At 61.0% G+C, this 24,384-nt stretch carries 27 protein-coding genes, 1 tRNA gene, 1 pseudogene and 1 riboswitch; of the genes and pseudogenes, 19 read left to right on the forward strand and 10 right to left on the reverse strand.

Annotated features, from left to right (window positions below):
- Nucleotides 1-11 precede the first annotated feature (11 nt).
- Nucleotides 12-85, reverse strand: a tRNA-Gly gene (locus N554_RS0104955).
- Between the two features lie 247 nt (nt 86-332).
- On the opposite strand from N554_RS0104955, the pseudogene N554_RS41715 reads away from it, so the two are divergent.
- From N554_RS41715 to N554_RS39570, 6 genes and pseudogenes are all read left to right on the forward strand, one after another.
- A pseudogene (locus N554_RS41715) lies at nt 333-446 on the forward strand (cysteine methyltransferase); the annotation flags it as partial.
- Between the two features lie 9 nt (nt 447-455).
- Nucleotides 456-1,295 (forward strand): AraC family transcriptional regulator, encoded by an 840-nt coding sequence (locus N554_RS0104960; protein ID WP_029582468.1) that lies wholly within the window; start codon nt 456-458, stop codon nt 1,293-1,295.
- A gap of 52 nt (nt 1,296-1,347) precedes the next feature.
- On the forward strand, nt 1,348-1,707 hold the full coding sequence (locus tag N554_RS0104965; RefSeq protein ID WP_029582469.1) for a VOC family protein: 360 nt from the start codon (nt 1,348-1,350) through the stop codon (nt 1,705-1,707).
- A 178-nt stretch (nt 1,708-1,885) separates the two neighbouring features.
- Nucleotides 1,886-2,287: an SRPBCC family protein gene (locus N554_RS0104970; RefSeq protein ID WP_029582470.1), complete on the forward strand. Its 402-nt coding sequence runs from the start codon at nt 1,886-1,888 to the stop codon at nt 2,285-2,287.
- A complete protein-coding gene (locus N554_RS0104975; protein ID WP_029582471.1) occupies nt 2,284-2,811 on the forward strand; it encodes a hypothetical protein in 528 nt (175 codons plus the stop codon). The genes N554_RS0104970 and N554_RS0104975 overlap by 4 nt, the downstream gene beginning before the upstream one ends.
- Before the next feature lie 123 nt (nt 2,812-2,934).
- On the forward strand, nt 2,935-3,396 hold the full coding sequence (locus N554_RS39570) for a hypothetical protein (RefSeq protein ID WP_029582472.1): 462 nt from the start codon (nt 2,935-2,937) through the stop codon (nt 3,394-3,396).
- Here N554_RS39570 and N554_RS0104985 read toward each other — a convergent pair.
- Nucleotides 3,393-4,847 (reverse strand): MATE family efflux transporter, encoded by a 1,455-nt coding sequence (locus tag N554_RS0104985; protein ID WP_029582473.1) that lies wholly within the window; start codon nt 4,845-4,847, stop codon nt 3,393-3,395. The two genes, N554_RS39570 and N554_RS0104985, sit on opposite strands and share 4 nt — an antisense overlap.
- 239 nt (nt 4,848-5,086) lie before the next feature.
- Nucleotides 5,087-6,139 carry a hypothetical protein gene (locus tag N554_RS0104990; protein WP_029582474.1) on the reverse strand — a complete coding sequence of 351 codons (1,053 nt, stop codon included), beginning with the start codon at nt 6,137-6,139 and terminating at the stop codon, nt 5,087-5,089.
- 124 nt (nt 6,140-6,263) lie between these two features.
- On the opposite strand from N554_RS0104990, the gene N554_RS0104995 reads away from it, so the two are divergent.
- Entirely contained in the window at nt 6,264-7,601 is a 1,338-nt protein-coding gene (locus N554_RS0104995; protein ID WP_029582475.1) for a PQQ-dependent sugar dehydrogenase, read from the forward strand.
- A 171-nt stretch (nt 7,602-7,772) separates the two neighbouring features.
- The gene (locus N554_RS0105000; RefSeq protein WP_029582476.1) at nt 7,773-9,017 is read left to right on the forward strand and encodes an MgtC/SapB family protein; all 1,245 of its coding nucleotides are present in this window, start codon (nt 7,773-7,775) and stop codon (nt 9,015-9,017) included.
- Between the two features lie 176 nt (nt 9,018-9,193).
- On the opposite strand, the gene N554_RS0105005 is transcribed toward N554_RS0105000, so the two are convergent.
- The gene (locus N554_RS0105005) at nt 9,194-10,300 is read right to left on the reverse strand and encodes a 2'-deoxycytidine 5'-triphosphate deaminase (RefSeq protein ID WP_029582477.1); all 1,107 of its coding nucleotides are present in this window, start codon (nt 10,298-10,300) and stop codon (nt 9,194-9,196) included.
- Between the two features lie 111 nt (nt 10,301-10,411).
- A riboswitch (SAM riboswitch) is annotated at nt 10,412-10,491 on the forward strand.
- 70 nt (nt 10,492-10,561) lie between these two features.
- Between N554_RS0105005 and N554_RS0105010 the strand changes: the two genes are divergently transcribed.
- A complete protein-coding gene (locus N554_RS0105010; protein ID WP_029582478.1) occupies nt 10,562-11,767 on the forward strand; it encodes an O-succinylhomoserine sulfhydrylase in 1,206 nt (401 codons plus the stop codon).
- 81 nt (nt 11,768-11,848) lie between these two features.
- Here the strand turns inward: N554_RS0105010 and N554_RS0105015 are convergent, their stop codons facing one another.
- The 3 genes from N554_RS0105015 to N554_RS0105025 are packed head-to-tail and all read right to left on the reverse strand — an operon-like array spanning nt 11,849 to nt 14,926.
- Complete coding sequence (locus N554_RS0105015) at nt 11,849-12,889, reverse strand: SGNH/GDSL hydrolase family protein (protein WP_029582479.1); 1,041 nt, start codon at nt 12,887-12,889, stop codon at nt 11,849-11,851.
- Nucleotides 12,890-12,902: 13 nt separating this feature from the next.
- Nucleotides 12,903-13,661 (reverse strand): SGNH/GDSL hydrolase family protein, encoded by a 759-nt coding sequence (locus tag N554_RS0105020; protein WP_029582480.1) that lies wholly within the window; start codon nt 13,659-13,661, stop codon nt 12,903-12,905.
- Nucleotides 13,661-14,926, reverse strand: a complete 1,266-nt coding sequence (locus tag N554_RS0105025) for an OpgC domain-containing protein (protein WP_029582481.1) — start codon at nt 14,924-14,926, stop codon at nt 13,661-13,663. The genes N554_RS0105020 and N554_RS0105025 overlap by 1 nt, the downstream gene beginning before the upstream one ends.
- 247 nt (nt 14,927-15,173) lie before the next feature.
- Between N554_RS0105025 and apaG the strand changes: the two genes are divergently transcribed.
- Nucleotides 15,174-15,566 carry a Co2+/Mg2+ efflux protein ApaG gene (apaG, locus tag N554_RS0105030; protein WP_029582482.1) on the forward strand — a complete coding sequence of 131 codons (393 nt, stop codon included), beginning with the start codon at nt 15,174-15,176 and terminating at the stop codon, nt 15,564-15,566.
- A 783-nt stretch (nt 15,567-16,349) separates the two neighbouring features.
- Here the strand turns inward: apaG and N554_RS0105035 are convergent.
- Nucleotides 16,350-17,111, reverse strand: a complete 762-nt coding sequence (locus N554_RS0105035; protein WP_156041779.1) for a hypothetical protein — start codon at nt 17,109-17,111, stop codon at nt 16,350-16,352.
- 434 nt (nt 17,112-17,545) lie between these two features.
- On the opposite strand from N554_RS0105035, the gene N554_RS0105045 reads away from it, so the two are divergent.
- Nucleotides 17,546-18,586 (forward strand): alpha/beta hydrolase, encoded by a 1,041-nt coding sequence (locus tag N554_RS0105045; RefSeq protein ID WP_029582485.1) that lies wholly within the window; start codon nt 17,546-17,548, stop codon nt 18,584-18,586.
- A 342-nt stretch (nt 18,587-18,928) separates the two neighbouring features.
- Complete coding sequence (locus N554_RS41720) at nt 18,929-19,240, forward strand: ParB N-terminal domain-containing protein (RefSeq protein ID WP_245283527.1); 312 nt, start codon at nt 18,929-18,931, stop codon at nt 19,238-19,240.
- Between the two features lie 217 nt (nt 19,241-19,457).
- Here N554_RS41720 and N554_RS0105060 read toward each other — a convergent pair whose 3' ends face one another.
- Both N554_RS0105060 and N554_RS39575 read right to left on the reverse strand, forming a co-directional pair.
- Entirely contained in the window at nt 19,458-20,024 is a 567-nt protein-coding gene (locus N554_RS0105060) for a hypothetical protein (RefSeq protein WP_029582487.1), read from the reverse strand.
- Nucleotides 20,021-20,194 carry a hypothetical protein gene (locus tag N554_RS39575; protein WP_156041780.1) on the reverse strand — a complete coding sequence of 58 codons (174 nt, stop codon included), beginning with the start codon at nt 20,192-20,194 and terminating at the stop codon, nt 20,021-20,023. The genes N554_RS0105060 and N554_RS39575 overlap by 4 nt, the downstream gene beginning before the upstream one ends.
- 246 nt (nt 20,195-20,440) lie before the next feature.
- On the opposite strand from N554_RS39575, the gene N554_RS0105070 reads away from it, so the two are divergent.
- From N554_RS0105070 to N554_RS0105105, 7 genes are all read left to right on the forward strand, one after another.
- Nucleotides 20,441-20,854 carry a hypothetical protein gene (locus N554_RS0105070; RefSeq protein WP_029582488.1) on the forward strand — a complete coding sequence of 138 codons (414 nt, stop codon included), beginning with the start codon at nt 20,441-20,443 and terminating at the stop codon, nt 20,852-20,854.
- Nucleotides 20,855-20,859: 5 nt separating this feature from the next.
- Nucleotides 20,860-21,252 carry an ASCH domain-containing protein gene (locus N554_RS0105075; protein WP_051677318.1) on the forward strand — a complete coding sequence of 131 codons (393 nt, stop codon included), beginning with the start codon at nt 20,860-20,862 and terminating at the stop codon, nt 21,250-21,252.
- Between the two features lies 1 nt (nt 21,253).
- Nucleotides 21,254-21,916, forward strand: a complete 663-nt coding sequence (locus tag N554_RS0105080) for an SOS response-associated peptidase (protein WP_029582490.1) — start codon at nt 21,254-21,256, stop codon at nt 21,914-21,916.
- A 27-nt stretch (nt 21,917-21,943) separates the two neighbouring features.
- Nucleotides 21,944-22,678, forward strand: coding sequence for an AbiU2 domain-containing protein (locus N554_RS0105085; RefSeq protein ID WP_156041781.1), 735 nt, complete (start codon nt 21,944-21,946; stop codon nt 22,676-22,678).
- 48 nt (nt 22,679-22,726) lie between these two features.
- Nucleotides 22,727-23,269 carry a hypothetical protein gene (locus N554_RS0105090; RefSeq protein WP_029582492.1) on the forward strand — a complete coding sequence of 181 codons (543 nt, stop codon included), beginning with the start codon at nt 22,727-22,729 and terminating at the stop codon, nt 23,267-23,269.
- 204 nt (nt 23,270-23,473) lie between these two features.
- Nucleotides 23,474-23,932 (forward strand): hypothetical protein, encoded by a 459-nt coding sequence (locus N554_RS35415; protein WP_036052429.1) that lies wholly within the window; start codon nt 23,474-23,476, stop codon nt 23,930-23,932.
- Nucleotides 23,933-24,066: 134 nt separating this feature from the next.
- A complete protein-coding gene (locus N554_RS0105105) occupies nt 24,067-24,372 on the forward strand; it encodes a hypothetical protein (protein ID WP_029582494.1) in 306 nt (101 codons plus the stop codon).
- The last annotated feature ends 12 nt before the right edge of the window (nt 24,373-24,384 follow it).

A 24,384-nucleotide genomic window follows, 5' to 3' on the forward strand; every position in this document is an offset into this window, starting at 1 on the left:
CTGAGCAAATTTGGAGCGGGCGAAGGGAATCGAACCCTCGTATGCAGCTTGGGAAGCTGCCGTTCTGCCATTGAACTACGCCCGCACGAAAGCAGTTAGAGCAAACCACGGCACGATTATCAATTTAAGATTTGGGCGAGCAAAGCGGATTCCTCAAACTTCCGCAATCAGTCTAAGCGGCCATTGAGGCTCACTTTCGATTGCGAGCGCCAGCTTGGAGATGCTCTCTGGCGTCGTGATGTGCTTCGCAGGATGTCTCAGCCTTGCCTGACAGGCCGTTCAATTGGGACCCAGCGTTCTCAAGGCGGGCGGCTCCCTGACAACATGTCGCTGGCGGGGTTATTTCGAAGCGCCGGCCGCTCTCGATCGAGGGCGCGCACAGTCCAAGCAGCAAGACGCTGTTCGACGTGTTGCTGCCCGTTGCGCCGCCACGGGCCCATCACTAGATTTGTGCGATGATCTCGACCACGCTTCTTGAGCGGAAATCCATATCTGTCTTCGACTTTCGCTGCAGCGCGGGACCGGGCGACAAGCCGTTCGCGGAGCAGCACAGCGGTCACTCCATGTCCTATGTGCGGAAAGGCAGTTTCGGCCTGCGCAACCGCGGCAAGTGCAGCGAACTGGTGGCGGGATCGATGCTGATCGGCCACCCCGGCGACGAATATACCTGCACCCACGACCACGTCTGCGGCGACGAATGCCTGTCGTTTTTCATCGGTCCCGAACTGGTGGAAGCGATCGGCGACAGCCACGCACCCTGGCAGGTCGGCTCCGTGCCGCCGCTGCCGGAACTCGTGGTGCTCGGGGAACTGGCGCAATCGGCAGCAGATGGCAGCAGCGACATCGGCCTCGACGAGATCGGCCAGGTGCTGGCGAGCCGCTTCGTCGAGGTAGTTTCCGGCAGGCCACGCAAATCCGGCCCGGATGCGGCGCGCGACCGCCGCCGCGCGGTGGAAACGGCGCTGTGGATCGACGCCCATTCGCACCGTCAGATCACTCTGGAAGACGCCGCCGATCAGGCCGGGATCAGCCCGTACCATTTCCTGCGGCTGTTCTCGGACGTTCTGGGAGTGACGCCGCACCAATACCTGCTGCGCTCGCGGCTGCGCCATGCGGCGCGGCGGCTCGCCGACGACGACAGCCCGATCACCGATATCGCCTATGACGTCGGCTTTGCCGACCTCTCCAATTTCGTGCGCACCTTCGGCCGCGCCGCCGGCGCCTCGCCGCTGAAGTTCCGTCAGGCCTCCCGCGGCGACCGCAAGATTTTCCAAGAACGTCTTGCCCTCAACTGACTAGGGTTTCTCCAGGCCGCGCGACATCGCGCGCTTTGCACCGGAGAACGTCATGTACGACCACATCGGATTACGCGTCGGAAATCTCGACACCAGCGTGCGCTTCTATACGGCAGCGCTCGCCCCCTTGGGCTTTGTGCTGTGCTCGCGCGACGATTCCGGCGCGGGCTTTGGCCCCAAGGACGCGCCCGCGCTCTGGCTGCATCTGCACAAGGGATCGGCCGGGTCAGCCGCACATGTCGCGTTCCGCGCGAAGGATCATGCGGCGATCAAGCAATTCCACGCCGAAGGCCTGAAGGCCGGCGGCCGCGACAATGGCGGCGCCGGCCCGCGGGCCGACTACAGCCCGACCTACTATGCGGCGTTCCTGATCGACCCCGACGGCAACAATGTCGAAGCGGTTTGCACGTAGCGCGCTGCTCGTCCCGCCGTCATTGCGAGGAGCGAAGCGACGAAGCAATCCACTCTTGCTTTTGCCGTACGATGAATTGCTTCGCGGAGCCCGTCATCGGGCACGCATCCGCGCGACCCGCTGGCTCGCAATGACGGCTTCGTAGAAATATCGACTTCCTGCAACAAGGACTCAATCCATGGCCTCCATCCAGAAAAACATTCTCATCGACGCGAACCCCAACGACGTCTGGGACGCGCTGCGCGATTTCGGCGCGCTGCATACGCGGCTCGTGCCGGGCTTCGTGACCGACACCAAACTCGACGGCGACGCGCGCATCGTGACGTTCTCGAACGGAACAGTGGCGCGCGAGATCCTGGTCGATTGCGACGACGCGCGACGCCGGCTGGTCTACGCCATCGTCAGCGAGCGCATCAAGCAGCACAGCGCCTCAGCACAGGTCTTTGCCGAGAGCGACGGGCGCACCCGCTTCGTATGGATCGCCGACGTGCTGCCGAATGAGATCGCACCCTATATGGATGCGCAAATGGATCTGGGCGTGCTCGCCATGCAGAAAAAGCTGGGACGTAGTGCGGCATGACCAACCCGTTTCTCGACGCGCTCGGCGCGGACGGACCTTCCCCCGGCCGCGCCGGCAAGATGGATGTCTACGGGCGCTTCGTCGGCTCCTGGGATCTGGATGTCAGGCAATTTTCCGAAGACGGCAGCGAGCGGCGCCGCGCCGGTGAATGGCACTTCGGCTGGGCGCTCGAAGGCCGCGCGATCCAGGACGTCTGGATCGTGCCGCCTCGCGGCGAATTGCGCACGGGCGATGCCGCCGCGAACGTCAATTCCTATGGCACGACACTGCGGGTCTACGATCCCAGGATCGATGCATGGCAAATCCAATGGACCGATCCAGTCACGCAGAATTTTCTCCATATGATCGGCCGCAAGCAAGGCGACGATATTGTCCAGCTCGGCACCCGGCCCGACGGGGTTCTGATCCGATGGAGCTTCTCTGAGATCACGCCCCATTCCTTTCGTTGGCGGGGCGAAGTCTCGGCCGATCAGGGGGCGACCTGGCGTCTCAACGTCGAATTCTCTGCCCGGCGTGCCGCGTAGGCTCCTGCCTCATTCCTTGAACGTGATCTTTCGCACAGAAAGCAGCTCTGGCGTTTTCTAGCGTCGCCTTGTGCGTCCGGTTTGCGCCGCTTCCGCGGAGCTACGCACGCGAGGAACAGAACCATGACTGGAGCTGACAAGGTGGTGTGTCAGGCAGCCACGCTGTTGCTGCTGTTTACGCTGACAACAGGGACGGCAAAGGCACAATTTGCTGGTTTTGGCGGCGGAGGTGGCGACGACATGATGACCCAGATGGCGCCGATGCTGGAAATGATGAAGGCCAAGATGGGTAAGCGCCGCTTCGGCATGATGATGCGGACTATGGGGCCGATGATGAGCCAGATGATGGAAGGCGGCGGTGGCGGTTTTGGCGGTATGCTCGGCGGCGGCGGAATTCCCGGCGGTCTTGGCGGCGGGGGAGCGGCCTTTGCTCCCGAAGGTTACGCGATGGCCATGGGCGGCGGCGACTTCACGGCCATGGTCGGCGATGGTAGTGGCGGCGAATTGATGAGCATGATTCCGCAATTGATGCGGACGGCCAATTTCGGCGTCGGACACGGCCCCCGGCGCTACCGCCGGCGTTAATCTGCGATTCCCGACGAGGCGGGATGAACTTCGGGAGCGGGGCGGCGCTTCGGTTCCCATCGCGTCAGGATGACGCTGGCGGCGGACAGCACGCCCAGCAGCACCATCGAAGCCGCTGCCAGCGCGAAGAAGTTGGCAGCGGTCGCGCCATGCATCGACAGCCACCAGCCGCCGACGGACACGAACACCAGCCGCGCGGTTTGCGCGAGCACCGGTCCCAGTACCTTGGCCGCGCCCTGCGAGGAAAAATACATCGAGATCGACAGGCCGATGAAGGCGTACATCGGAGCCGCCGTCGACAGATATTGCCGGCTGGCGGCACGCACGCCGGGATCGCTGGTGAATATATTGACCCAGAGATCGGGGAAAATCGCGATCACGGTCGCGACGACGCCGACCGACGCGAAAGCGACGCAGCCTGCCGTCCAGGCAATCCGTCGCGCGCGCGCAACCCGCCGCGCGCCGATCGCCATTCCGACCATCGGCACCGACGCCATGCCGACCGCGAATGCGATCGAGGTCAGCATGAATTCAAGCCTGGCGCCGATGCCGTATCCCGCCAGAATTTCGGTTCCGAACTGCGCCAGCATGTGGGTGAAGATGCCGACGGTGAGCACCGACTGCAGCGGGGAGAAACAGGCGACGGCGCCGACTTTCAGAATGTCGACGAACATCGCCCACCGAATGCGAAGCCCCCTGACCTTGGGAATGACGCGCGCCCGACCGCAAAACAGATACCACGCCATCACGGCTATGCTGATCAAATAGGCGATCAGTGACCCGGCGGCGACGCCGCGCATGCCGAATTGCGGAATAGGACCGAGGCCGAGACCGAGCGTGCCGCCGAGAATGATCTGGCAGACGGCGGAAACGAGAATCATCAGCGACGGCAGTTTCATGTTGCCGGTGCCGCGCAGGATTCCCGCCATCGTGTTCATCAGCCACGGCAACACCGCGCCGCCGAAAAAAATCTGCACATAGTCGATGGCGTAAGCCAGCACATTGCCGCGGCCGCCGAGCAATTCCAGTAACGTCGGCCCGAAGATCAACATGCCAAGCATGAACGTCAGGCCGAAACAGACGCCGATCAGCAATGCATGCGCGGCAAGCGTCGATGCACGGTCGATATCCCCGGCCCCGAGCGCCCGCGCGACCGCGGATGCCACGCCGCCGCCCATCGCGCCACCCGACATGGTCATGGTCAGGATCACGAACGGAAACACCAGCGCCATCGCCGCCAGCGACTCCACGCCGAGCCGGCCGATATACGACGTCTCCGCGATGACTACGCAGGTGCCCGCGCTGAGCGCGATGATATTCGGCCAGGCGAGCCACAACAGCGTACGCAGGATCGGACCGTCGACCAGCGCATTTCTTGCCGGAGCTTCAATAGGCGGGAGTGGTTGTTCGTCGTCGTCGACGGGAATTTCGGCAACACCGATATCGGACATTTCTGCTCCCGCGCGCGCATGGTCCGCCAAAGCATGCCCTCGGGCTTGACCCGAGGGTGTGAGCGGTTGGCGATAAGATCATACGCCCTATTAATATTTGGAGCGCATTTGCTAATCGTGCTCCAGCCCGATCTGCCGGCCGTGCCGAGCCGCTTCCTAGCACCGATCTAGCCGGATGCCATGTGCGTCGGGCGCAGGGGCCCTCTGCGGGATTGCCGATAAACGCAAACGGAGAAGGCCTAGCCGATCGACCAGAGAAACGGCGGCGTGCCGGCCGCCGGTCTCATGCCGACATTGATGTAGCGACCACAGCCGGCCGCAAGGCCTTCGAACAGCCCTTCCATGACCCTGGCGCAGGCCGGATGATAGTCGGCAACGTCGGCCATGAGCTTCCACGTCTGTTGCCTGATCTCGAATGCGCCACCGGACTCGTTGATGCCGACAGCATCGTCCTGCGCTTCGAACAACGCACACAGAAACGCCGCGAAGTCTTTGGCAGTTCCCCGACCAGCCGAAAAGCCGCGCGCGACTTCATCGAAGTACTGCATGCCGATCAATTTGCCGGTCAGATGCAAGAGATAGCCGGCGTCTTCGGGGCCGAACAATTGTACCATCACGGGGGCGGCGGTCCGCACATATTCCATCGCGTAGTTGCGATAGGCTTTCTCCAGCCGCGGTTTCGGCCAGCTTGCGACCGGCAGAGCCGGTGCCGTTGCGGGATCGAATATCGGTGCTTCGAGATGCTGCGCGAACACCAGGCGCTGATCGATCTCGAGCGCATGGTCGTATTCGCAGTAATAGCCTTCAAGGCCATCCTGTCCCTCGACGCTCTGCTTGGTGCAGACGAAACCGAGATTGGGATTGCCGAGCGAAACGCCGTTATTGGCATGCCATCCGCGCAGCATCGCCCGCGATACCTCGCCCGGCACGCCGCAGATCGCGGTGCCTCGCCAGATCCAGCGCGGCGGCGGATAGCGAATCCAGGCCTTGCGATCCGTCTCGTACATGTACTCGACCGAAACGCCGCCGATCCAGTTGGAGAGATAGTGATATTGCGCTGCCGCTACCGCCGGCGGCAGGTGGCTCAGGCCGAGTTTTTTCAGCCCCGGCAGAAAGCGTTCCTGCTGCTGACGGCGAAAAACCCGGAACACGAATTCCGCGGCGTCGGCTGTGCCGCGCCGCGTGACGACGGTCAGGATCAGCCCGGTGAAATAGGCGTGGTACAGATTGGCGACGCTTCGCCATCGCAGCCATTTCGCCTCGTCCGTACTGCCGCCGGTCACCTCGGTCATCGCCGTCCCTCTTGTTGCCGCAAGTCCATGCCCCGCGTTCGTCAAGTCACACGAATTTCAGAGCGACGTCGCGAACATTGGCCGGTTTTGGGCATTATAAGAGGGCAATATGCAACGAGCCACCATGCGTAAAAATGTACTACTTGCGATTCTGACTGGAGCGTTCGCGCTTCCCCTCGCTTCCTGTAGCGAGCCGCAGAACACTGCTTCTGCTGATCAGACTTTTGGACCTTCTCCCGCCCTGCCGCCGCCGCAAAATTCCTGGATACCGACGGTCAATATCGCCACCGCTACCGGTTGGCCTCCCGACGGCAAGCCGGTCGCCGCCGATGGAATGGCCGTCAATGCCTTCGCCACGGGGCTGGAGCATCCGCGCACGCTTTATGTTTTGCCGAATGGCGACGTTCTGGTAGCCGAAACCAACGCCCCGCCGAAGCCCGATGATACAAATAGCATCAAAGGCTGGGTAACCAAGATGGTAATGCGCCGCGCCGGCGCCGGCGTGCCGAGCCCAAACCGCATCACGCTGCTGCGCGATGCCAACAACGACGGCGTCGCCGAAACCAGAAGCGTCTTTATCGAAGGGCTGAATTCGCCGTTCGGCATGGCGCTGGTCGGCGAGGACTTCTATGTCGCCGATTCCGATGCAATCATGAAATTCCCCTATCATGCCGGCGATACAAAAATCACCACGCTCGGCATGAAGCTGGCAGACCTGCCCGCGGGCACCATCAACCACCACTGGACCAAGGATCTCACCGCCAGCGCCGACGGCTCGAAACTTTATGCAACTGTCGGCTCCAACAGCAATGTCGGCGAAAACGGCATCGAGGCCGAGGCCGATCGCGCAGCCGTGCTCGAAGTCGATCGCGCGACCGGCAAATGGCGCGTGTTCGCCTCCGGCCTTCGCAACCCTAACGGGCCTTCATGGGAGCCGCAGAGCGGCGCGCTGTGGGTCGTCGTGAATGAGCGCGACGAACTCGGAAACGATCTGGTGCCGGACTATATGACCTCGGTGAAGGATGGCGGCTTCTATGGCTGGCCTTACAGCTATTTCGGTCAGCACATCGACGACCGCGTCAGCCCGCAGCGGCCCGATCTGGTGGCGAAGGCGATTGCGCCGGATTATGCGCTGGGCGCCCATACCGCGTCGCTTGGGCTGACATTCAACACCGGCAGTCTGTTTCCCTCGGAGATGGCCGGCGGCGCGTTCATCGGCCAGCACGGCTCGTGGAATCGCAAACCGCGCTCCGGCTACAAGGTGATCTTCGTACCGTTCGCCAACGGAAAACCCTCGGGCAAGCCGCGGGACGTGCTGACTGGTTTCCTCAACGACAACGGCCAGGCGCAGGGGCGGCCGGTCGGCGTCAAACTCGACAAGCACGGCGCGCTGCTGGTCGCCGACGATGTCGGCAACACGGTGTGGCGCGTCAGGCCCGGGTCGCACTCAGCATCGCGCTAAGTTCATGCTCGCGGTGGTCTCGGACGACGTCGGCCGTCGTTGCGAGAGGGCGAATGGCCTAGTAGTTCCAAAAAGGCGTAAGCTCATCGCAGCTGTTCCCTGAGCCTGGTTGAAACATGGTGCCAACGAACGGATGAGCGCGCATGATATGATCTAGCGACGAGAGAGCTCATGGCCGATTCTGCTTTCCTGCTCCTAAACCTCGCGGCAGCGCTTGGTATCGGGCTTCTGATCGGGGCCGAGCGGGAGCGCCACAAGGGTGGAGGTGCTGCTCGTTCGCCTGCCGGAATTCGCACGTTCTCCGTCGCCTCACTCGCCGGCGCAACCAGCGTTATGGTGGGAGGTTCACTTGTGCTGGGAGTGACGATCCTAGGCGTGGCGGCTTTGACCGCTATAGCTTATTTCAAGTCCAGCGACAGCGATCCCGGCCTTACGACCGAGATCGCGCTGATTCTCACCGCGCTTCTTGGCGGTCTCTCGGTGCAACAGCCGGCATTGGCGGCCAGCATCGCCGTCGCCCTTGCCGGCCTGCTCGCGGCGCGAACCCCATTGCATCATTTTGTCCGTTCCGTGCTTACCGGGGGTGAGGTCAGAGACGCTCTGCTCTTCGCCGGCGCGACGTTGGTGGTCCTTCCGCTGCTGCCCAATCAGGTGTTGGGGCCCTACGATGCTCTGAATCCGCGCTCGATCTGGATCGTTGTCATTCTGGTGATGGCCATCAGCGCCGCGGGGTACGTCAGCGTTCGTGCGCTCGGCGCGCGTTTCGGGCTCCCTGTAGCGGGTTTCGCGTCCGGCTTCATTTCCAGTACCGCCACAATCGGCGCCATGGGAACGCGCGCCAGGAAAAGCCGCGGCGTCATCACCGCGGCGATCGCAGGGGCAGCCCTCTCGACGGTTGCCACGATCATCGAGCTGTCTCTGGTTCTCGCTGCCACCAGCATATCCACCCTGCGCGCGCTAGCTATCCCGCTGGTTTGTGCAGGCGCTGCCGCAGGAGCATACGGCGCCGTCTTCACGGTCCGCGCCTTACGCGAAAGGGAAGCGGCTGACCCTCAGCCGGGACAGGCGTTCAGCCTCCCGGTCGCGCTGCTATTCGCCCTGATCCTATCCGCAATGCTCGTTGCCTCAGCGGCGCTGCGTGAATGGTTCGGCGAGACGGGCGTCATTGTAGCGGCTGCGGCTTCCGGCTTCGTCGACACGCACTCCGCCGCTATCGCTGTGGCTTCACTGGTCGCATCGGGGAAGATGACGCCTGCTGACGCCGTCTTTCCTATTCTCGCCGGATTCTCAACCAATACAGTCAGCAAGATAATTTTCGCCTGGAGCAGCGGAAGCCCGGCCTTCGCGTTTCGCTTGATCCCGGGCTTGGTCTTGGTCGCGGCGGCGGCGTGGGCCGGTGCACTCCTGATGCAATAGACGCTTGGGCTGACGTTAACACCGGAAATCTGTTTCCGTCTGGAATGGCCGGCGCCGTCCGGCGCGATAGGCAGCTGATCCGCGGTCCATATTGCACGCGTGTTGGAATGATCCCGGCTCTGCGGCGCACCGCCGGAAGCCCTGCACCGCGTCCGGGACACGAGCCACAGTCACACTCATACCCGAAAATGCTTGCTCAGTTTCAGGCCCTGCGCCTGATAGTTCGAACCGATGCGCTGGCCGTACAAGGCGTCTGGGCGCGCCAGCATCTTTTCATAGACCAGTCGACCGACGATCTGGCCGTGCTCGAGGATGAACGGCACTTCGCGCGAGCGCACTTCCAGCACGGCGCGGGATCCTTGCCCGCCGGCGCCGGCATAGCCGAAGCCGGGATCGAAGAAGCCGGCATAATGCACGCGGAATTCGCCGACCAGCGGATCGAACGGCACCATTTCCGCGGCGTAATCCGGCGGCACCTGGACGGCTTCCTTTGAGGCGAGAATGTAGAATTCGCCGGGATCGAGAATGAGGCTGCCGTCGGGCCGCGCTGGTATCGCTTCCCAGAATTCATCGACGGCGTAGCCGCCGCGACGGTCGATATCGATTACGCCGGTGTGACGCTTGGCGCGGTAACCGACAAACCCCTTGGCGTTTTCGCCGGACAGATCGACGCTCAGCGCGACGCCGTTGACGAGATCGGCATCGTCGGCGTCGACCAGCCGCTCCAGATCATGCAGCGCGTCGAGCTCGTCGGCATTGAGAATGGCATCGCCGGTGCGAAAGCGGACCTGCGACAGCCGCGATCCCTCGCGCAGCAGCACCGGAAATGTTTTCGGACTGATCTCGGCATAGAGCGGGCCGTGGTAACCCGCGCCGATCATGTCGAACCGCCGCGTGCCGTCCGCGATCACGCGGGTGAACACGTCCAGCCGCCCGGTCGAGCTCTTCGGATTGGCTGATGCGACGATTTGCGGCGGCAGCGCCAGACTCTCCAGTAACGGCACGATGTAGACGCAGTTGGTCTCCAGCACCGCGCCGTCGGTCAGATCGATTTCGTGCAGCTTCAATTCGTCAATACGCTCGGCCACCGTCGCGCCCGGCCCCGGCAAAAAGCTCGCGCGCACCCGATAGGCGATGTCGCCGAGCCGCAGATCGAGGCTCGCCGGCTGGATCTGACTTTCGACAAACGGATAGGCGGGCAGGATAAGGCCGGCATCCGCCATCGCCGCGATCATGCGGTCGGGCAGAATGCCATCGGCGTCGGGTTGAAGCGTGAAAGGCACGTCCGATCGTCCTTGAAAACGCGTCCCTGCCATTCAGACGCTGTAAATATGGACATTTATCGGTTATCCGATGGCCGCCTTGACGGAAAGGGCGCTAGGGAATATCAGCATGACTTATCCCGTGGTGATTTGAGCCGGCCGGCTTGCAGCCACGTAAAATAAGTCGCTAAACAGGCCGGGGACAGTGTGATCCCGGCCTGTGGAATTCTTCCAGGCCGGTTTTTTGTGACCATTTTCAAGGGTGGTCACGATGGAGGTCACATGTCTGAGTCTACCGCATCCGCGGCATCGATCGCCCGCTACCGTCCGGAAACCCGGCTGGTCCATTCCGGAACCTTGCGCTCGCAATTCGGCGAAACATCCGAGGCGTTGTTCCTGACGCAGGGCTTTGTCTACGACACCGCCGAGCAATGCGAAGCGCGGTTCAAGGGCGAAGATCCCGGCTTTCTCTATTCGCGGTTTTCCAATCCCAACGTCTCGATGTTCGAGCGCCGCATGATCGAACTCGAGGGCGCGGAAGCGGCGCGCGCCACCGCCACCGGTATGGCCGCGGTGACGACGGCTGTGCTGGCCCCGCTGAAAGCCGGCGATCACGTCGTTGCCGCCAAAGCGATGTTCGGATCGTGCCGCTATGTGGTGGAAGATCTGTTGCCGCGCTACGGCATTCAATCCACTCTGGTCGATGGTCTCGACCTGGAGCAGTGGCGCAAGGCGATGCGCCCGAACACCAAAACCTGTTTTCTGGAGAGCCCGACCAACCCGACGCTCGATGTACTCGACATCTCGGCCATCGCCGAGATCGCCCATCAAGGCGGCGCACGGCTGATCGTCGACAACGTCTTCGCCACCCCGATCTGGCAGAGCCCGCTTACCCTGGGTGCCGACGTCGTGGTGTATTCCGCGACCAAGCATATCGATGGCCAGGGCCGCTGCTTGGGAGGAATCATTCTCTCGTCGGAAGCCTTTATTGCCGAGCACATCCACACTTTTCTGCGCCAGACCGGCCCTTCGATGTCGCCATTCAACGCCTGGGTGTTGCTGAAGGGGCTGGAGACGCTGGCGATCCGGGTACGCGCACAGACCGAAACCGCGGCGGCGGTCGCAGACGCGCTGGCACAGCATCCGAAGATCTCGCGGCTGATCTATCCCGGCCGCGCTGATCATCCGCAGGCAGCCTTGGTGAAGAAGCAGATGCGTGCCGGATCGACGCTGGTCGGCTTCGAAGTCAAAGGCGGCAAGGCGGCGGCGTTCCGCTGTCTCAACGCGCTGAAGCTTGCGCGGATTTCGAACAATCTCGGCGACGCCAAGAGCCTCGTCACCCACCCCTCGACCACGACCCACCAGCGGCTGACACCGGAGGCTCGAGCCGAACTCGGGATCAGCGAGGGCTTTATCCGGTTCTCGGCCGGCCTCGAGCATCCCGACGATCTGATCGAGGATTTGCACGAAGCGCTGGCGAAGGCGTGAGGTAAGGGGGCGAGTAGCGAATGGCGAGTGGCGAATTGCAACTTCACCATTCGCTATTCGCCACTCCCCATTCGCGCACGCTCACATCGGCCGATACGTCTGCACGTGAGCCGGCACGTTGACGCCGATTTTGACCTGGCCTACCGATCGGATGATGTTGTCGCCAAGCAGCTGGGCAAAGCAGGCGTACCCCCAATCGGTCATGTGCAGGCCGTCGGCGATCACGAAATTGTCGATCGGGATCGCCTGCTTCTCGTGCCAGTCGCGCATCACCTCGAAGCGCGGGAAAACGCCGACGTGACGCAATTCGGCGGTCTTGCCGAGCAGCTTCACCATCTTGCTTGCGCTCTCGCCGCGCTCGGTGACCTGCGGAGAATATTGCGGATCGACCAGCACAAGATCGGCGCCCGTGGCCTGAATGCGCGCGATACCCTCCTCCACCAGCTTTATCGTCTCCGTGGGATCGAGGTTGCGCAACACGGCATTGGTGCCGACTTGCCAGATCACGAGATCGGGCTTCATGTCGAGCACCGCTACCTGCAGCCGCTTCATCATTTCGGGAGCGTCTTCGCCGCCCTGACCGCGATTGACAACGGTAATGTCGGCAGTCGGATACTGCCGACGCAACTGCGCCGCCAGCCGGTTGGGATAGGTGAACTCGGGTGATGTCGTGCCGTAGCCAGAGGTCGAAGACGATCCGAATGCGACGATCACCACCGGCTCGCCCGCGGCGAGCTTGCTCGCCACACGCGGCAGCGACCCCATCGATTTGGCGCCGCCCTTCGGCGGCAGGCAGGGAACGCGGCTGAAGATGTCGCTGGCCGATTTCGCGACCTCCTTCACCTTATCGATCGCCTTGGCGGTGAGGCTCTTTTGCTGCGCTGGATTTGCCTGGTCGACAGCTGCAGCATTGCCCGCGCCGGTCGCGGCGGTCGTCTGCGGCGCCTGCGGCTTGGTGTTGCCAGATTTGGCTTTATCAGACTTAGCGCCGTCCGAGAGCGTGGCCTGTTGCGCGGCCTGGGCGCGCGCGGGCGACATCGACACCGGCGTCAGCAGGACGAGTGCCGCGACGGCGGCCAGAGCCAGCGATGCGCTTCGACAAAAAGGGCTGGGACAACTCATTAACGCCGGATCCTCAATTCTGTTGCGCCGGGTTGAGGCGAGCTAAGTCGATCACAAAACTCGACAGGGCCCGGCCAAGGCAATCGTGGACACGCTTTGCAAGTCCGATGCCATGCGATGTGCTGAACAGATTGAAGTCTCCCGTATCGTTCCAGTGACGCATGATGGCGAAGCGATCGAACAGCGGAATCTCGTGCTGCTGCGCTACCACCCGCATATTATCTAGGTACGGCGCTGCCGAAATCATCGTTTCCGTGCGGGGGCTATATTGCAGATTCATTAAGACCACATCGGCCCCGCCTTTTTGCAACGCAACAACTCCTTCGTCGACGGCGCTGCGAAAATCATCGGGGTCGATGGATCGCATAGCATCGACGGTGCCGGTTTGCCAAATGACCAAAGTAGGCTTCTTTGCTTCCACAAGCTTGGCGAGCCCGGCGGCTACTTCCTCGGAGGTTTTCTTTGCCTGTAGTTCGACGGAAACGTTCACCGGCACCCCAGGCAGCTGATCGAGAAGCATTGCCTGCAGGCGACTGGGATAGGCGCTTCCGTCTGATGTGTTGATGGTCGACGACCGGCTACCCACCACCAGAATATCCAGCGAACGGCCGTTTTTTATGGCTTCCGCGACCTTCGGGAGCCTGCTTTCGCTTGTGAGCAGATAGGCCGGAACTTCGCAACTCTGCGGAGCATCCTCGGCGCGAACGGGCCCCGCGATCAAAAGGCCGGCCAGCAATGTCAGGCGCAGGATGGTTCCCGACTTGGACTTCATCAGCCCCCTCCCGCCATATCAGCGTTGCCGCCGGTGCCTTTTGCTCGTGAGGCACTCTTGTCGGCAACGTGCTTGTACCACGAAATCACCCACGCCATGCCGCACATAATGAGGATTCCGGAAATACTGATAATGAAATGCAGCCGGGCCCCGCCGGCAATTTCGGCCAGCACGAAGTGCCCGGCGAACGCCAGGAAGACGCCGAGGCAGAAAATCTCCAGCGAATGTTGTCCGCACAGGATCAGCGGCCGCAGCCAGCGCGATTTCAGTCCCGGCCAGTCCTTCGGCAGGAAGCGCACCGTAATGGCCGCCAGCGCCAGAAAATGCGCGAACCTCAGCACATCGAGATCGGTCTTGTTGATGGGATACATCCATTGCTCAAGCCGGCGCGGCATCAGATGATTCAATTGCGGGTAATACCACGTCAGCGTCACGCAGAACGCCGCGAATAGATAGACAAAACAAATCCACAACGTGATCGGCGACGAGAGAATCCGCGACATTCGCCTGGCGCCGCCCAGCGCACACCACGCACCGAACACGAACAGCAATTGCCAGGCGAACGGATTGAAGGCCCAGAAGCCGTTCGGGTAGGCCGACAGATACCAATCGTAGTGCCAGGTGAGGGCATAGAGCAGCACCGATAGCCCCAGCGTGACGTCGGCTCTCCATTTCATCAGCCACAGGATCCCGGGCAGAAACAGCATCAGCACGATATAGAGCGGCAGCACGTCCATGTTCACGGGCCGAAATCTCAGGAGCAGCGCCTGGACGATGATGACGTCCGGCTGCTTGAGGAAATCCATAATCCCCATTTCTTCTGTGTACAGCGGGTTCTCGAAACTGGTGGCGACGTAGGAAATCTCCGCGAGGAAGATCGTAAACAGGAAGACGTGCGCGACATAGATTTGCCAGACCCGCCGCAGGATGCGCGCGGTCGCCACCACGACGCCGGAGTCAAGCATCGCGCGGCCATAGACGAACGCCGCAGTATAGCCCGAGATGAAAATGAAGATTTCGGTGGCGTCGCTGAACCCGTAATTGCGGATCGTGAACCAGGTCAAAAAATTTGGCGGCAGGTGGTCGATGAAGATCAGCCACAGCGCCAGCCCACGAAACAGATCGAGCCGCAGTTCGCGCTCGCTCCCTGCCGGAGGCGACACGGCGGTCGCCGCAACAGCCGGCGCAGCTACCGGCTCTCGCGCAATCGCATCCGCGGCCTCCGCGAAAGGTCGTCCGGCGATCCGATCGGCAATTGTCGTCATCTGGCCCATCTCGAGATCGGTTTTTATACGCTTGCTTAACACGAAAGATAGTATCGGCAGATACTATAGTCCCCGAGTTGCAAGCAAGATGCGCGGCTTGTGGCGGCGCGGACGCGCATTAGGCCGGAACTTTGTTGAAACGACGATCTGGAACTTGAACGATATGGATGTCGTCGGTGCCGGCCGGCGATTGGTTCCGCCTGAAATTTTCGCTATGATGTCACACGATTTGGAAAGAATCGCCCGTATGTACCGCGCCGTTACCCGCCAGATCGAAGTCACCGTCGAACCGAACTTCCTGCCGGAACGCTCGTCGGTCGAAAACCGCCAATATTTCTGGTCCTACACCATCGTCATCACCAACACCGGCGACGAGACGGTGCAACTGCGGACGCGGCACTGGATCATTACCGACGCCTCGGGCCGCAAGCAGGAAGTCCGCGGCGAAGGCGTGGTCGGCGAACAGCCCGTGCTCGCGCCTGGCGAGCGCTTCGAATATACCAGCGGCGTGCCACTTCCGACCGCCTCAGGATTCATGACCGGCCGCTACCAGATGGTGAATGAGAGCGGCGAGCGGTTCGAGATCGACGTCCCGACGTTCTCGCTCGACGGTCCGGACTGCAAGCGGACGTTGAATTAGGGGCGCTGCGCCCTCCCCGTCATTGCGAGCCGACGGGTCGCGCAAATGCGCGCCCGATGACAGGCTCCGCGAAGCAACCATTTTGCCGCTTGCGGAGGCGTGGATTGCTTCGTCGCTTCGCTCCTCGCAATGACGGCTCGATACAGTTTTGCATTCTCGCGACACATTGCGCCCGAGGTTTGCAATTGCAGTCGCCCTCGAAAATCAGAGGGCGCAGGGAAGACCGGGTGCGCGCTGCACCCGCGGTCTCGTGTGCAAATGCACATAAAGAAAACGCACACGAGCATACAGGTTCAGCGGAGGCATCCGGCCTTCCCTGCGCAATGGCTTTACGGTTTACTTCGCGCTCTCCCCGGTGACCGGGCTTTGTTGTCACCGTCGCCGCGCAGATACTTCTGCGCAACTTGACGCCAGCATCGGGGCGCCAGGACCACACGACTTGAAGTCTAGGCGTTTTTTCCGCCTGTTGAAAACTCTAAAAACCTCCGGAAAATAAGGGTTTCTTTGAATTGGCGGCCCGCGTCGTGCTGCTGGCGGAAACGCGCCGGGCCCTATTAGGCCCTAGTTTCACATCCTGCCGTTTGGGCGAGAGTTGGGGCTGCGCCCGGCAAGGCTTGATCCGGTCGGGCTGCGCCTCGGTGGCCTGTGGCCGCCTGTGCGCTGGCGCGGCTTGCCCGGTGTCCTTGGCCTGTCGCTCGCGGCGCGCTGTACGGCCTTCCTGCGGCCTTGACGCTGCCGCCTGTCGCCTGCGCCGTCGCTCCCGGTGCGCGGCCTGCCCAAAAACTAACTCAGGCCAAGACGCTGACATTCAAGTTCGGTCTCCTTCAACACGCGATCAACCTGGATCGCCGCTCCGCCAAGCAAGCCAGCAGGATCGCTGCCGCCGATGACAGGATCGCTCGAAGCAAACGAGAGACCGAAAGCGAAATAGCCTCCTCCGTTCGTGAAATCGGCACCGTTAAGGCCGAGAAGTTCCAGCGCGAATGACTGCGGGTCCCAGCGATGCCCGAAGCCCAGCATTATACCCTTGGTGACGTACATGACCTGATGCTTATCCGTCTTGAACGGGATCAGCGTGGCGTGCTTCTGAGTATTGCAGAGCGTGTTCAGGGCAGCCAACCAAAGGTTGCCACCGGCGTAGGGGTGGAAAGTCCTAAACAGTGCGATGATCTCCGGTCGAAGATCGGCACATCTTCCTTTGACGACATCGTCCAGCTTTTCGAGAGAGCCAGCCATCGGAAAGTACGCCTTCTTTGGCTTAAGCGTTCCGTCGGCGAGAGCGGTTGCGTAGGCGGTCTGATCAAGTGCAGAGCGCAGGTTGTTTGCGGCATCAAACGCGATGCTGCAAAGTTCTTCGAAGAAGTCCCGATCAAATTTGATTGTGTGCTGGTTTTTCGGACCGGGTCGTCGCTCGATCATATAGGTCCCAGGCGCCCTGCCATTCATGAAATCATCTGTCTTGGAACGGAGGACCTCTATATGATGATGCGCCCGAGCAAGCGTTCTCTTTGGGCTGTAAAATAAATCGGCTTGCACCTGATCCACTCCTCTGGTCCCGAGAAGCTATCGCACAGGTTGCGATCGGGCGGAAGGTGGCGCCTCAAGTCGCCGCTGAAAATGGCTGTTCGCGCGACCATATGGCAAAGCATTGCAGCGCTTTTCCGGGCCTTTCGATGAGCGCGTGGCGCTGCTGGCGTGTCGGTCGTCTGCGCGGCGCCGCGGTGGTCACGATGATGCGGCGACGGTGCGACTTCCGCTTTCGGTGGCATAGCGGACCATGCACGGACTTGCCGCTGGCCAACCCGGTCGCGAATGGACCCGAAGGCGACATGCTGAAAAAGTCGTCAACGCTCCTAACGTGCTCCGCTTGGTTGCACCGAAATGTGCCAAATTGATCGTTTCTTGATGGCGGTGGTTCGAGATTACAGCTACCATCCGGATAATTTTGATCAACGAATTGGGAAGTATGGGAGGTTACATTGAGATTTCAAATTGCCGCAATCGGAGCTGTCATTTTCGCTACAATCGCTGCTCCTGCAATCGCACAAACGCCGCCCCTTGTCACAGACGAGATAATGGTGAAAACGGGCGATCCGGGGATCGAAATCTACGTTCGCAACAAGCGACCAGCAAGCATGACAACATTCCGTCCCGAGCAGACGGTGTTGTATGTTCATGGCGCGACATATCCGTCAGAAACCGCGTTCGACCTCAAGCTCGATGGTGTCTCGTGGATGGAGTATATGGCCTCGCGCGGATACGACGTGTGGCTTTTGGACTTGCGCGGTTACGGCAAATCGACCCGCCCGGCGGAGATGGCCGATAAGCCTGAAGCTAATCCACCCATTGTGCGAGGCGAAACCGCCGTAAAAGACATTGGTACGGCTGTCGATTTCATCCTACAGCGCCGCAACATACCAAGGCTAAACCTGTTGGGTTTTTCGTGGGGCACCGCGCTTATGGCCACCTACACGACCCAGAACGCGCAGAAGGTCGAGCGGCTGATCCTGTATGCGCCGCTTTGGATCAGGCAGACAGCCTCGCTGGTGCAGGCTGGTCCGGGTCCGCTTGGTGCTTATAGGATGGTCAACCGCGAACAGGCCAAGCAGCGTTGGTACACCGGCGTCCCGGAGGAGAAGAAGGCAACGCTTATTCCGGCTGGATGGTTCGACGCTTGGGCTGATGCAACCTTCGCGACCGATCCCGTTGGCGCTCAAATGATGCCCGCGGTTGTCCGGGCGCCCAACGGGGTTGTGCTGGACGGCAATGAGTTCTGGGGGGCCGGAAAGCCCTACTATGACCCTTCGAAGATAACTGTACCCACCTTGCTGGTTGGAGCCGAATGGGATAGGGACGCCCCGCCCCACATGGCGCAAACCTTGTTCCCCTTGTTAGTCAACGCACCCGACAAGCGCTATGTCGCATTGGCTGAGGGCACCCACTCGATAAGTTTGGAGCGAAATCGGCTGAAGCTTTTTGAAGCCGTGCAAGCATTCCTCGACGAAGCGAAGCGTTCCTGATCTCACGAGCGGTCGACCCGTGGTATCTGAGCGAGAGCGCTACGTCCGCTTGTGGCACATCGCGTCATTTCGCTACGCTGCGGAATTTGGTCCCTATCTGAGCATAGCGGACATTGAGTAGGACGCGCCGCCTCCCTAATTGCCCGTCGATGATATATGCCATCGACGTGCTCGATGACGCGATGGGCGTGATGCAACCGCTCCCATCGGTTCGCGGGTCCTTCCGAGGGCGTGAGGAACTGCCGGGACCGCGCGACGCCGGGCTATAAATATATTTCAAAACAAGCATTTCGTGGTTTAGTTTGCGAACCGGTACACAATAGGCGGCGTGCGATGTGGCGCATGCCGAATACGGAAGCCGTGATATTCATGGGTTGGAACGCCGGGGCCGGCACGAGGTTAGATGGATTGCGCGCCATCGCGGCGGCGCTGACCGGCGCGTTGGATTGGAGGCGGCCCATGAAAATCATCGTGGACGAAGCCGGCGAGATCATCGCCCAAACAACGGATGACCATACTCTAATCGGCGGCCACCACCGCCTCTCAGTGGCGGCCAGCCTCGGTAAAAGACTGTTCTGGCGAGATACCGGCGAACCTGTGAAGCTTGATCTCTTCTTCAAGCGTCATGGAAGTTCTCTTCGACGTACAGCCTGAGCCGCTCGCCGAGCGTATCGTTGTTCGGGTACATCGCGATGGTCGTCATCGCGGTTGCGCTGCTGGTGGCGTGATCGTTGACCGGCAGCGGCGCGGTGTGGACGTGGCAATAAGGGAAAAGCGGAAGAAACTTCCGGTTTTAGCCAGACGCGGCTGAAGGAGGCCCGCACTGTCTTGGCCGCGCGAACTTGCCATTGCCGCTCGCGACGGCCCGGCGCTATCGCCTCACCTTGCCCTGCTGCTTGATCGCCCACAGCCGGTAGGCTTCGTCCTCGTAGAGATCATCACCTGTCGGCGGCGGGACCAGTCGCGCGCCTTCCTTGCGGAAATGATCGAGACCACGGCCCAGCTTTTTCCCGGCGATGGTGTGCCGATCGTTGGCCCAGTCCGGTATCTCCGGCGCGAAGCCTTCGAGTTGAGCGCGCAGCCCGATCGCCGCACCGAAGTGATCGCCCTCACGGCTCTTTTGGGCGCGGCACATCAACCGGATGGCATTGCCTATTGCCAACCGCGATGCGCCTGGCTTCTCCGGGTCATACCATCGCATCGCCTGTGCGACGGCAGTCGCGACGAACGGCACGATGGCCGGGTCGGCCTGAGTGTCGATGTCCTCGTGGGAGATGATCTCAAGGCGTTTGCAGACCATCGAGTGGAACGCCTTCGAGGTGTGCATCAGTTCGACGGCGAACTCCATCGCTTCGCGCTCCAGGCCGCGCCTGATCGCCTTCTGCATCGCTGAGACGCAGGCCATCGCAGGAAGGCCGCTCTTGGTATCGGGGATCATCGGCTGGCTCCGTCGAGAGCGACGGGACCGATAACGAACGTCTCGCCCGCGATCATTGCCGCGACGATCACGCGGGCCTGCGCGAGCGAATAGGCGTGGATGGTGAAAAGTTGCTTCGGGTTCTGGCCGGGTATCGGCTGAAAGACCGTGAAGGGCTTGGGGTTGCGCACTGGCTTGCTCCTGTGGCTGGCTGGTGTTCGTCCGTTCAGCCACCGAAGTTGCCCGCAGTAAAACATTGTTTTCATTAGGAAATTCATTATCCAACATTGTTTCGGACCTGACCGCCGCCGCCTCCATTAGCGCGGTTGAAGCCGATGCCGGGGGGTGCCGCGTCGCCTTCGTTGTGCCCGGCACGCCATCCACCGCAATCTGTAGCGGCTTGCCTGTCCATCGTGCCCCGACGCATCCTCTCTCGCATGGGCAACAAGTCACGCGAGACGATCTACGGCGCATCGATCCGGGCAGCGGCTGAGCAGGCGGCGGAAGCGCGCAAGACCGCTGACCGTTTGGCCTGCGAGGCGTGGAACAAGCGCATGCTCGGCTTTCAGGGTCCGGCGCAGCCATCGCCGACGCTGGGCGACGCGATCAACGCCGGGTTTGGCTATCTCGAAGTCCGCTGCCTTGGCTGCGACACGCACCAGACCATTGCCCTCGACATCGTGCGGCGACCGAAGGCAACGCCCGTCCATGAGCTGGAGCGCTACATGCGCTGCAAGGATTGTTCGCAGGTCCGGGGCTATCCCTACAAGCGGAGCCATCTGGTGGCGCTGCGCGCGACCAAGATCACGGCGAGCGATCCGCCGTCGACGTGGTGGCCGGGGGAACGATAGCGCGCATGGTCATGGACTGGCGATCACTCGAAACATTTTCATTTGGCGACCATCCAGCACTGGCCGACGAACTCGTCGAGCTGGTGCTCGAAGGCAAAAAGCGCGCTACATGTTGGGCGGTTAGCGAGGGGCTGAAAGGGGCCGCTGTAGGAAAACCCATGGTGGCGCTCGATGGCAAAAATAGGCCGCGCGTCGTGCTGAAAACGATCGAGCTAACGCAGCGCCAGTTCGATCAACTCGATGAGGCGTTTGCCTATGACGAAGGTGAAGGCGATCGGTCACTCGCGTATTGGCGTGAAGCACACAAGCGCTATTTCACCCGGCTTGGTCTATTTCAGCCGCAGATGATGCTTTGGTGCGAGCGCTTCCGAGTGGAGCATGTGATCGAGCGGTACTGACATGTGCAACCTTTACAGCATCACGACGAACCAAGCGGCCATCGCCGCGCTGTTCCGGGTGATCAATCGGTACGTCGGCAACCTGCCGCCAATGCCGGGCGTGTTCCCTGACTACCCCGCCCCCGTGGTTCGAAACGCAGGTGCAGAGCGCGAGATGGTGATGATGCGCTGGGGAATGCCGCCACCGCCGCGCACGGGCGGCCCGCCGGTCACCAACATCCGCAACACGTCGTCCCCGCACTGGCGGGGCTGGCTGAAGCCGGAAAACCGGAGCCTCGTCCCGGCCAACAGCTTCGCCGAGTATGCGCCTGAACCGAACCCTGAGACCAAGAAAAAGGACGTCGTTTGGTTCGCGCTCAACGACGACCGGCCGCTCTTCGCCTTCGGCGGGCTCTGGACCGAGTTCAGGGGCGATCGTGGCATCAAGTCGAAACCGATCCCCGGCCCTCACTTCGTCTACGGATTCCTGACGACGGTGCCGAACGCCGTCGTCGAGCCGATCCATCCGAAGGCCATGCCGGTGATCCTGACGACTGACGAGGAGCGCGACGTCTGGTTGCGCGCGCCATGGGATGAGGCGAAGGCTCTGCAGCGGCCCTTGCCAGATGACGCGCTGAGGATCGTGGCACGCGGCGAGAACAAGGAAGACATTGCCGCAGCATGACGCAGCCGAGGCTCGAGGACGGGGATGGTGACGGACATAGCATTTAGGGACGAACTCGAGGTCTTCCGGAAGGAAGAACAAGTTGCACAGCAATATTTTTTTGCATGGCTCCAAATCCGCACCGAACTTGCAGCCGACGAAAAGCTTCTCGATCGGATTAATGACACGCCGCTTTTCTGGATTACCGCTCATCATGCGCTGCTGCTTGCAGCTTTCGTCGCTCTCGGTCGTGTCTTCGACCAGCGCTCGCGTCATAACGTCGATGTGTTACTCAAGATGGCAAGAAACAACAAAGCCATTTTCACCCAGGACGCGCTGCGGGCGCGCAAAATCCGCGAAGGCGTCACGCCTGTTTTCGCGGCAGAGTATGTGCTCGGCAAATACGAAGCCAGCGACGCCGATTTTCGTGCCTTGCGCGGCGAAGTCGCAAAGCGCCGACGGGTCTACGAGGAACTCTTCCGGGATGTACGCGATAAAATCTTCGCGCATAAGGAGCTGTCCGACCGCGACGAGATGAACGCGCTGCTCGGCAGAGCCACAATTGACGAACTGAAATCATTGTTTGGATTTCTGCACGCGCTGCACGAGGCACTGTGGGAACTCCTCTTCAATGGCCGACGGCCGATCTTGTGCCTGCCGGATTTCGAGTTGCCGACCCGCCCACGCACGCCGAGCCATAGCGACGCGCCGGGCGAAATCGTGGCGCGCGACGTGGCGACTTTTTTTGACAAGCTTATGGCCCCCGCGCGCGCAGGCGCCTAAAGTCGACCCGCTACGTAATCTGGTTTTTAGTTTGGAAAAGACGAGAAGATGGCTAACGAACTCGACAAGTGGATGCGACACGGAACGGTGTTGGGCCGTAATCTCCACCCCGCATGGGCCTATCTCGAGACCGCACGCGAATACCTTGAGGCCGGGCGAACTCTACATCTCCATCCGATGCCCAAGAAAGACGTTCGTTGGCTGGTCGATGATGTGCCCGAAGACTGGAAATTCTACGAGCTTCAATTTCCATTGTTGTTCTGTCTTGCTCACGCATCGGAGCTCTTGTTCAAGGCGTTCTTGTCTGCCCACGGAAAAGGAAAGGAAACGCCGGGTTGGCGGAATCACGCCATCGGCGTGTTGTGCCAAAGCTGCCTAAACCTCGGACTAGTGATAACCGACAACACGCGCAGTTTCATAGATGATCTGGCATCAGAAAATGATGACTTTACGTATCGTTTCGGGGAGCGAACGACGCCCATTTTCTTTCCGCCTACGAAAAGCGCCCTTCAAGCCGTCGACGAGCTAGAACGGAGTGTTACTCCCCCGGTTGAGCCGTTCATAGGCACGAAGGGGGGTGGTTTGTTGTGACTCAGGCGGCGGAGATGCCGACGTGCCGCGCGGCAAAGAGCGCCGATCAGCGCGACTGGACGGCCCGGAAGTATGCCATGTGGGAACGCGGCGAGCGGTTTCCGTCGCAACAGGCCAGTCGATGAAATACTCTCACGTACCTTTTATTATACCCGTGCAAATTATTTCAGGTTTTGGGAAAGCCCGTCATATCAGGAGGCTGCATTGAAGAAGGGTTTACTTATTTTCGGGATAGGCGTTGTCGGCCTTTTGGCTGTGATGATGATCGTCGGGTGGGAAGATGGCGGCATGATCGCTCGGGCAAAAGCTGTCGTACGGGCTAATCTTCGCGATCCGGATTCCGCTCAATTTCAAGATATTATCGTTTTCCGACACGGAAACAAACACACGGCTTGCGGCAGTGTGAACTCCAAGAACGGATTTGGCGGATATGTCGGCTATAAACCCTTTATCTACCGAGAACCTTCATATGGGCTCATAATTGCGGGTAAGGATTTTAACGATCTCGATATCGAGCAGGCTTGCCAGCAGGCAAGGCTGGAGGGCGCTGCTGCTGACACTGCCATGAGCGGCACGAAAGAGAATGCCGCAAAAGGGTCCTCCTGCTTTGGACCAGAAGATTGCAATCCGGGCTATGTGTCTTTTGGCACTGCCGGAAAATGACTTGTGGCTGCCGCATACGCATTCCAGCCTATCCTCGGATTCAAGAGCAGGCCCAGCGCCTATGCCGGGAGACGCGCGGCGTACGTCCTCGAAGAACCCCGGCGTCATCACGGCGGCGAAAGGGTGTTCGCCTGATGGCTGACAAAGGTTGGCAACGCAGGTTCGATAATCCAATTGAATTGTCAGATGGCACACGTCTCAACACATTGCGCGAAGCGGTGGCCTACCTCGCCAAGACCGTCCCCAAATCGGAACGCGATATGCCGGCGGTCACGACCGCGACGGAGATGTTGACGTATGCGGCTGAGCGCGGCATCGCCTGGATGTTTATGGCGCGCATTGGCGTCATACAGGCGCTACACCGCAACGAGGTGCGGCAGTTCAATCTTGATGCTAAAGAGCATCATTGGCGACGCCGTAAGTTGAAAAGAGACGACTAGACATACGAGTCG

Source organism: Bradyrhizobium sp. URHD0069 (assembly GCF_000701345.1).
GTDB lineage: Bacteria > Pseudomonadota > Alphaproteobacteria > Rhizobiales > Xanthobacteraceae > Bradyrhizobium.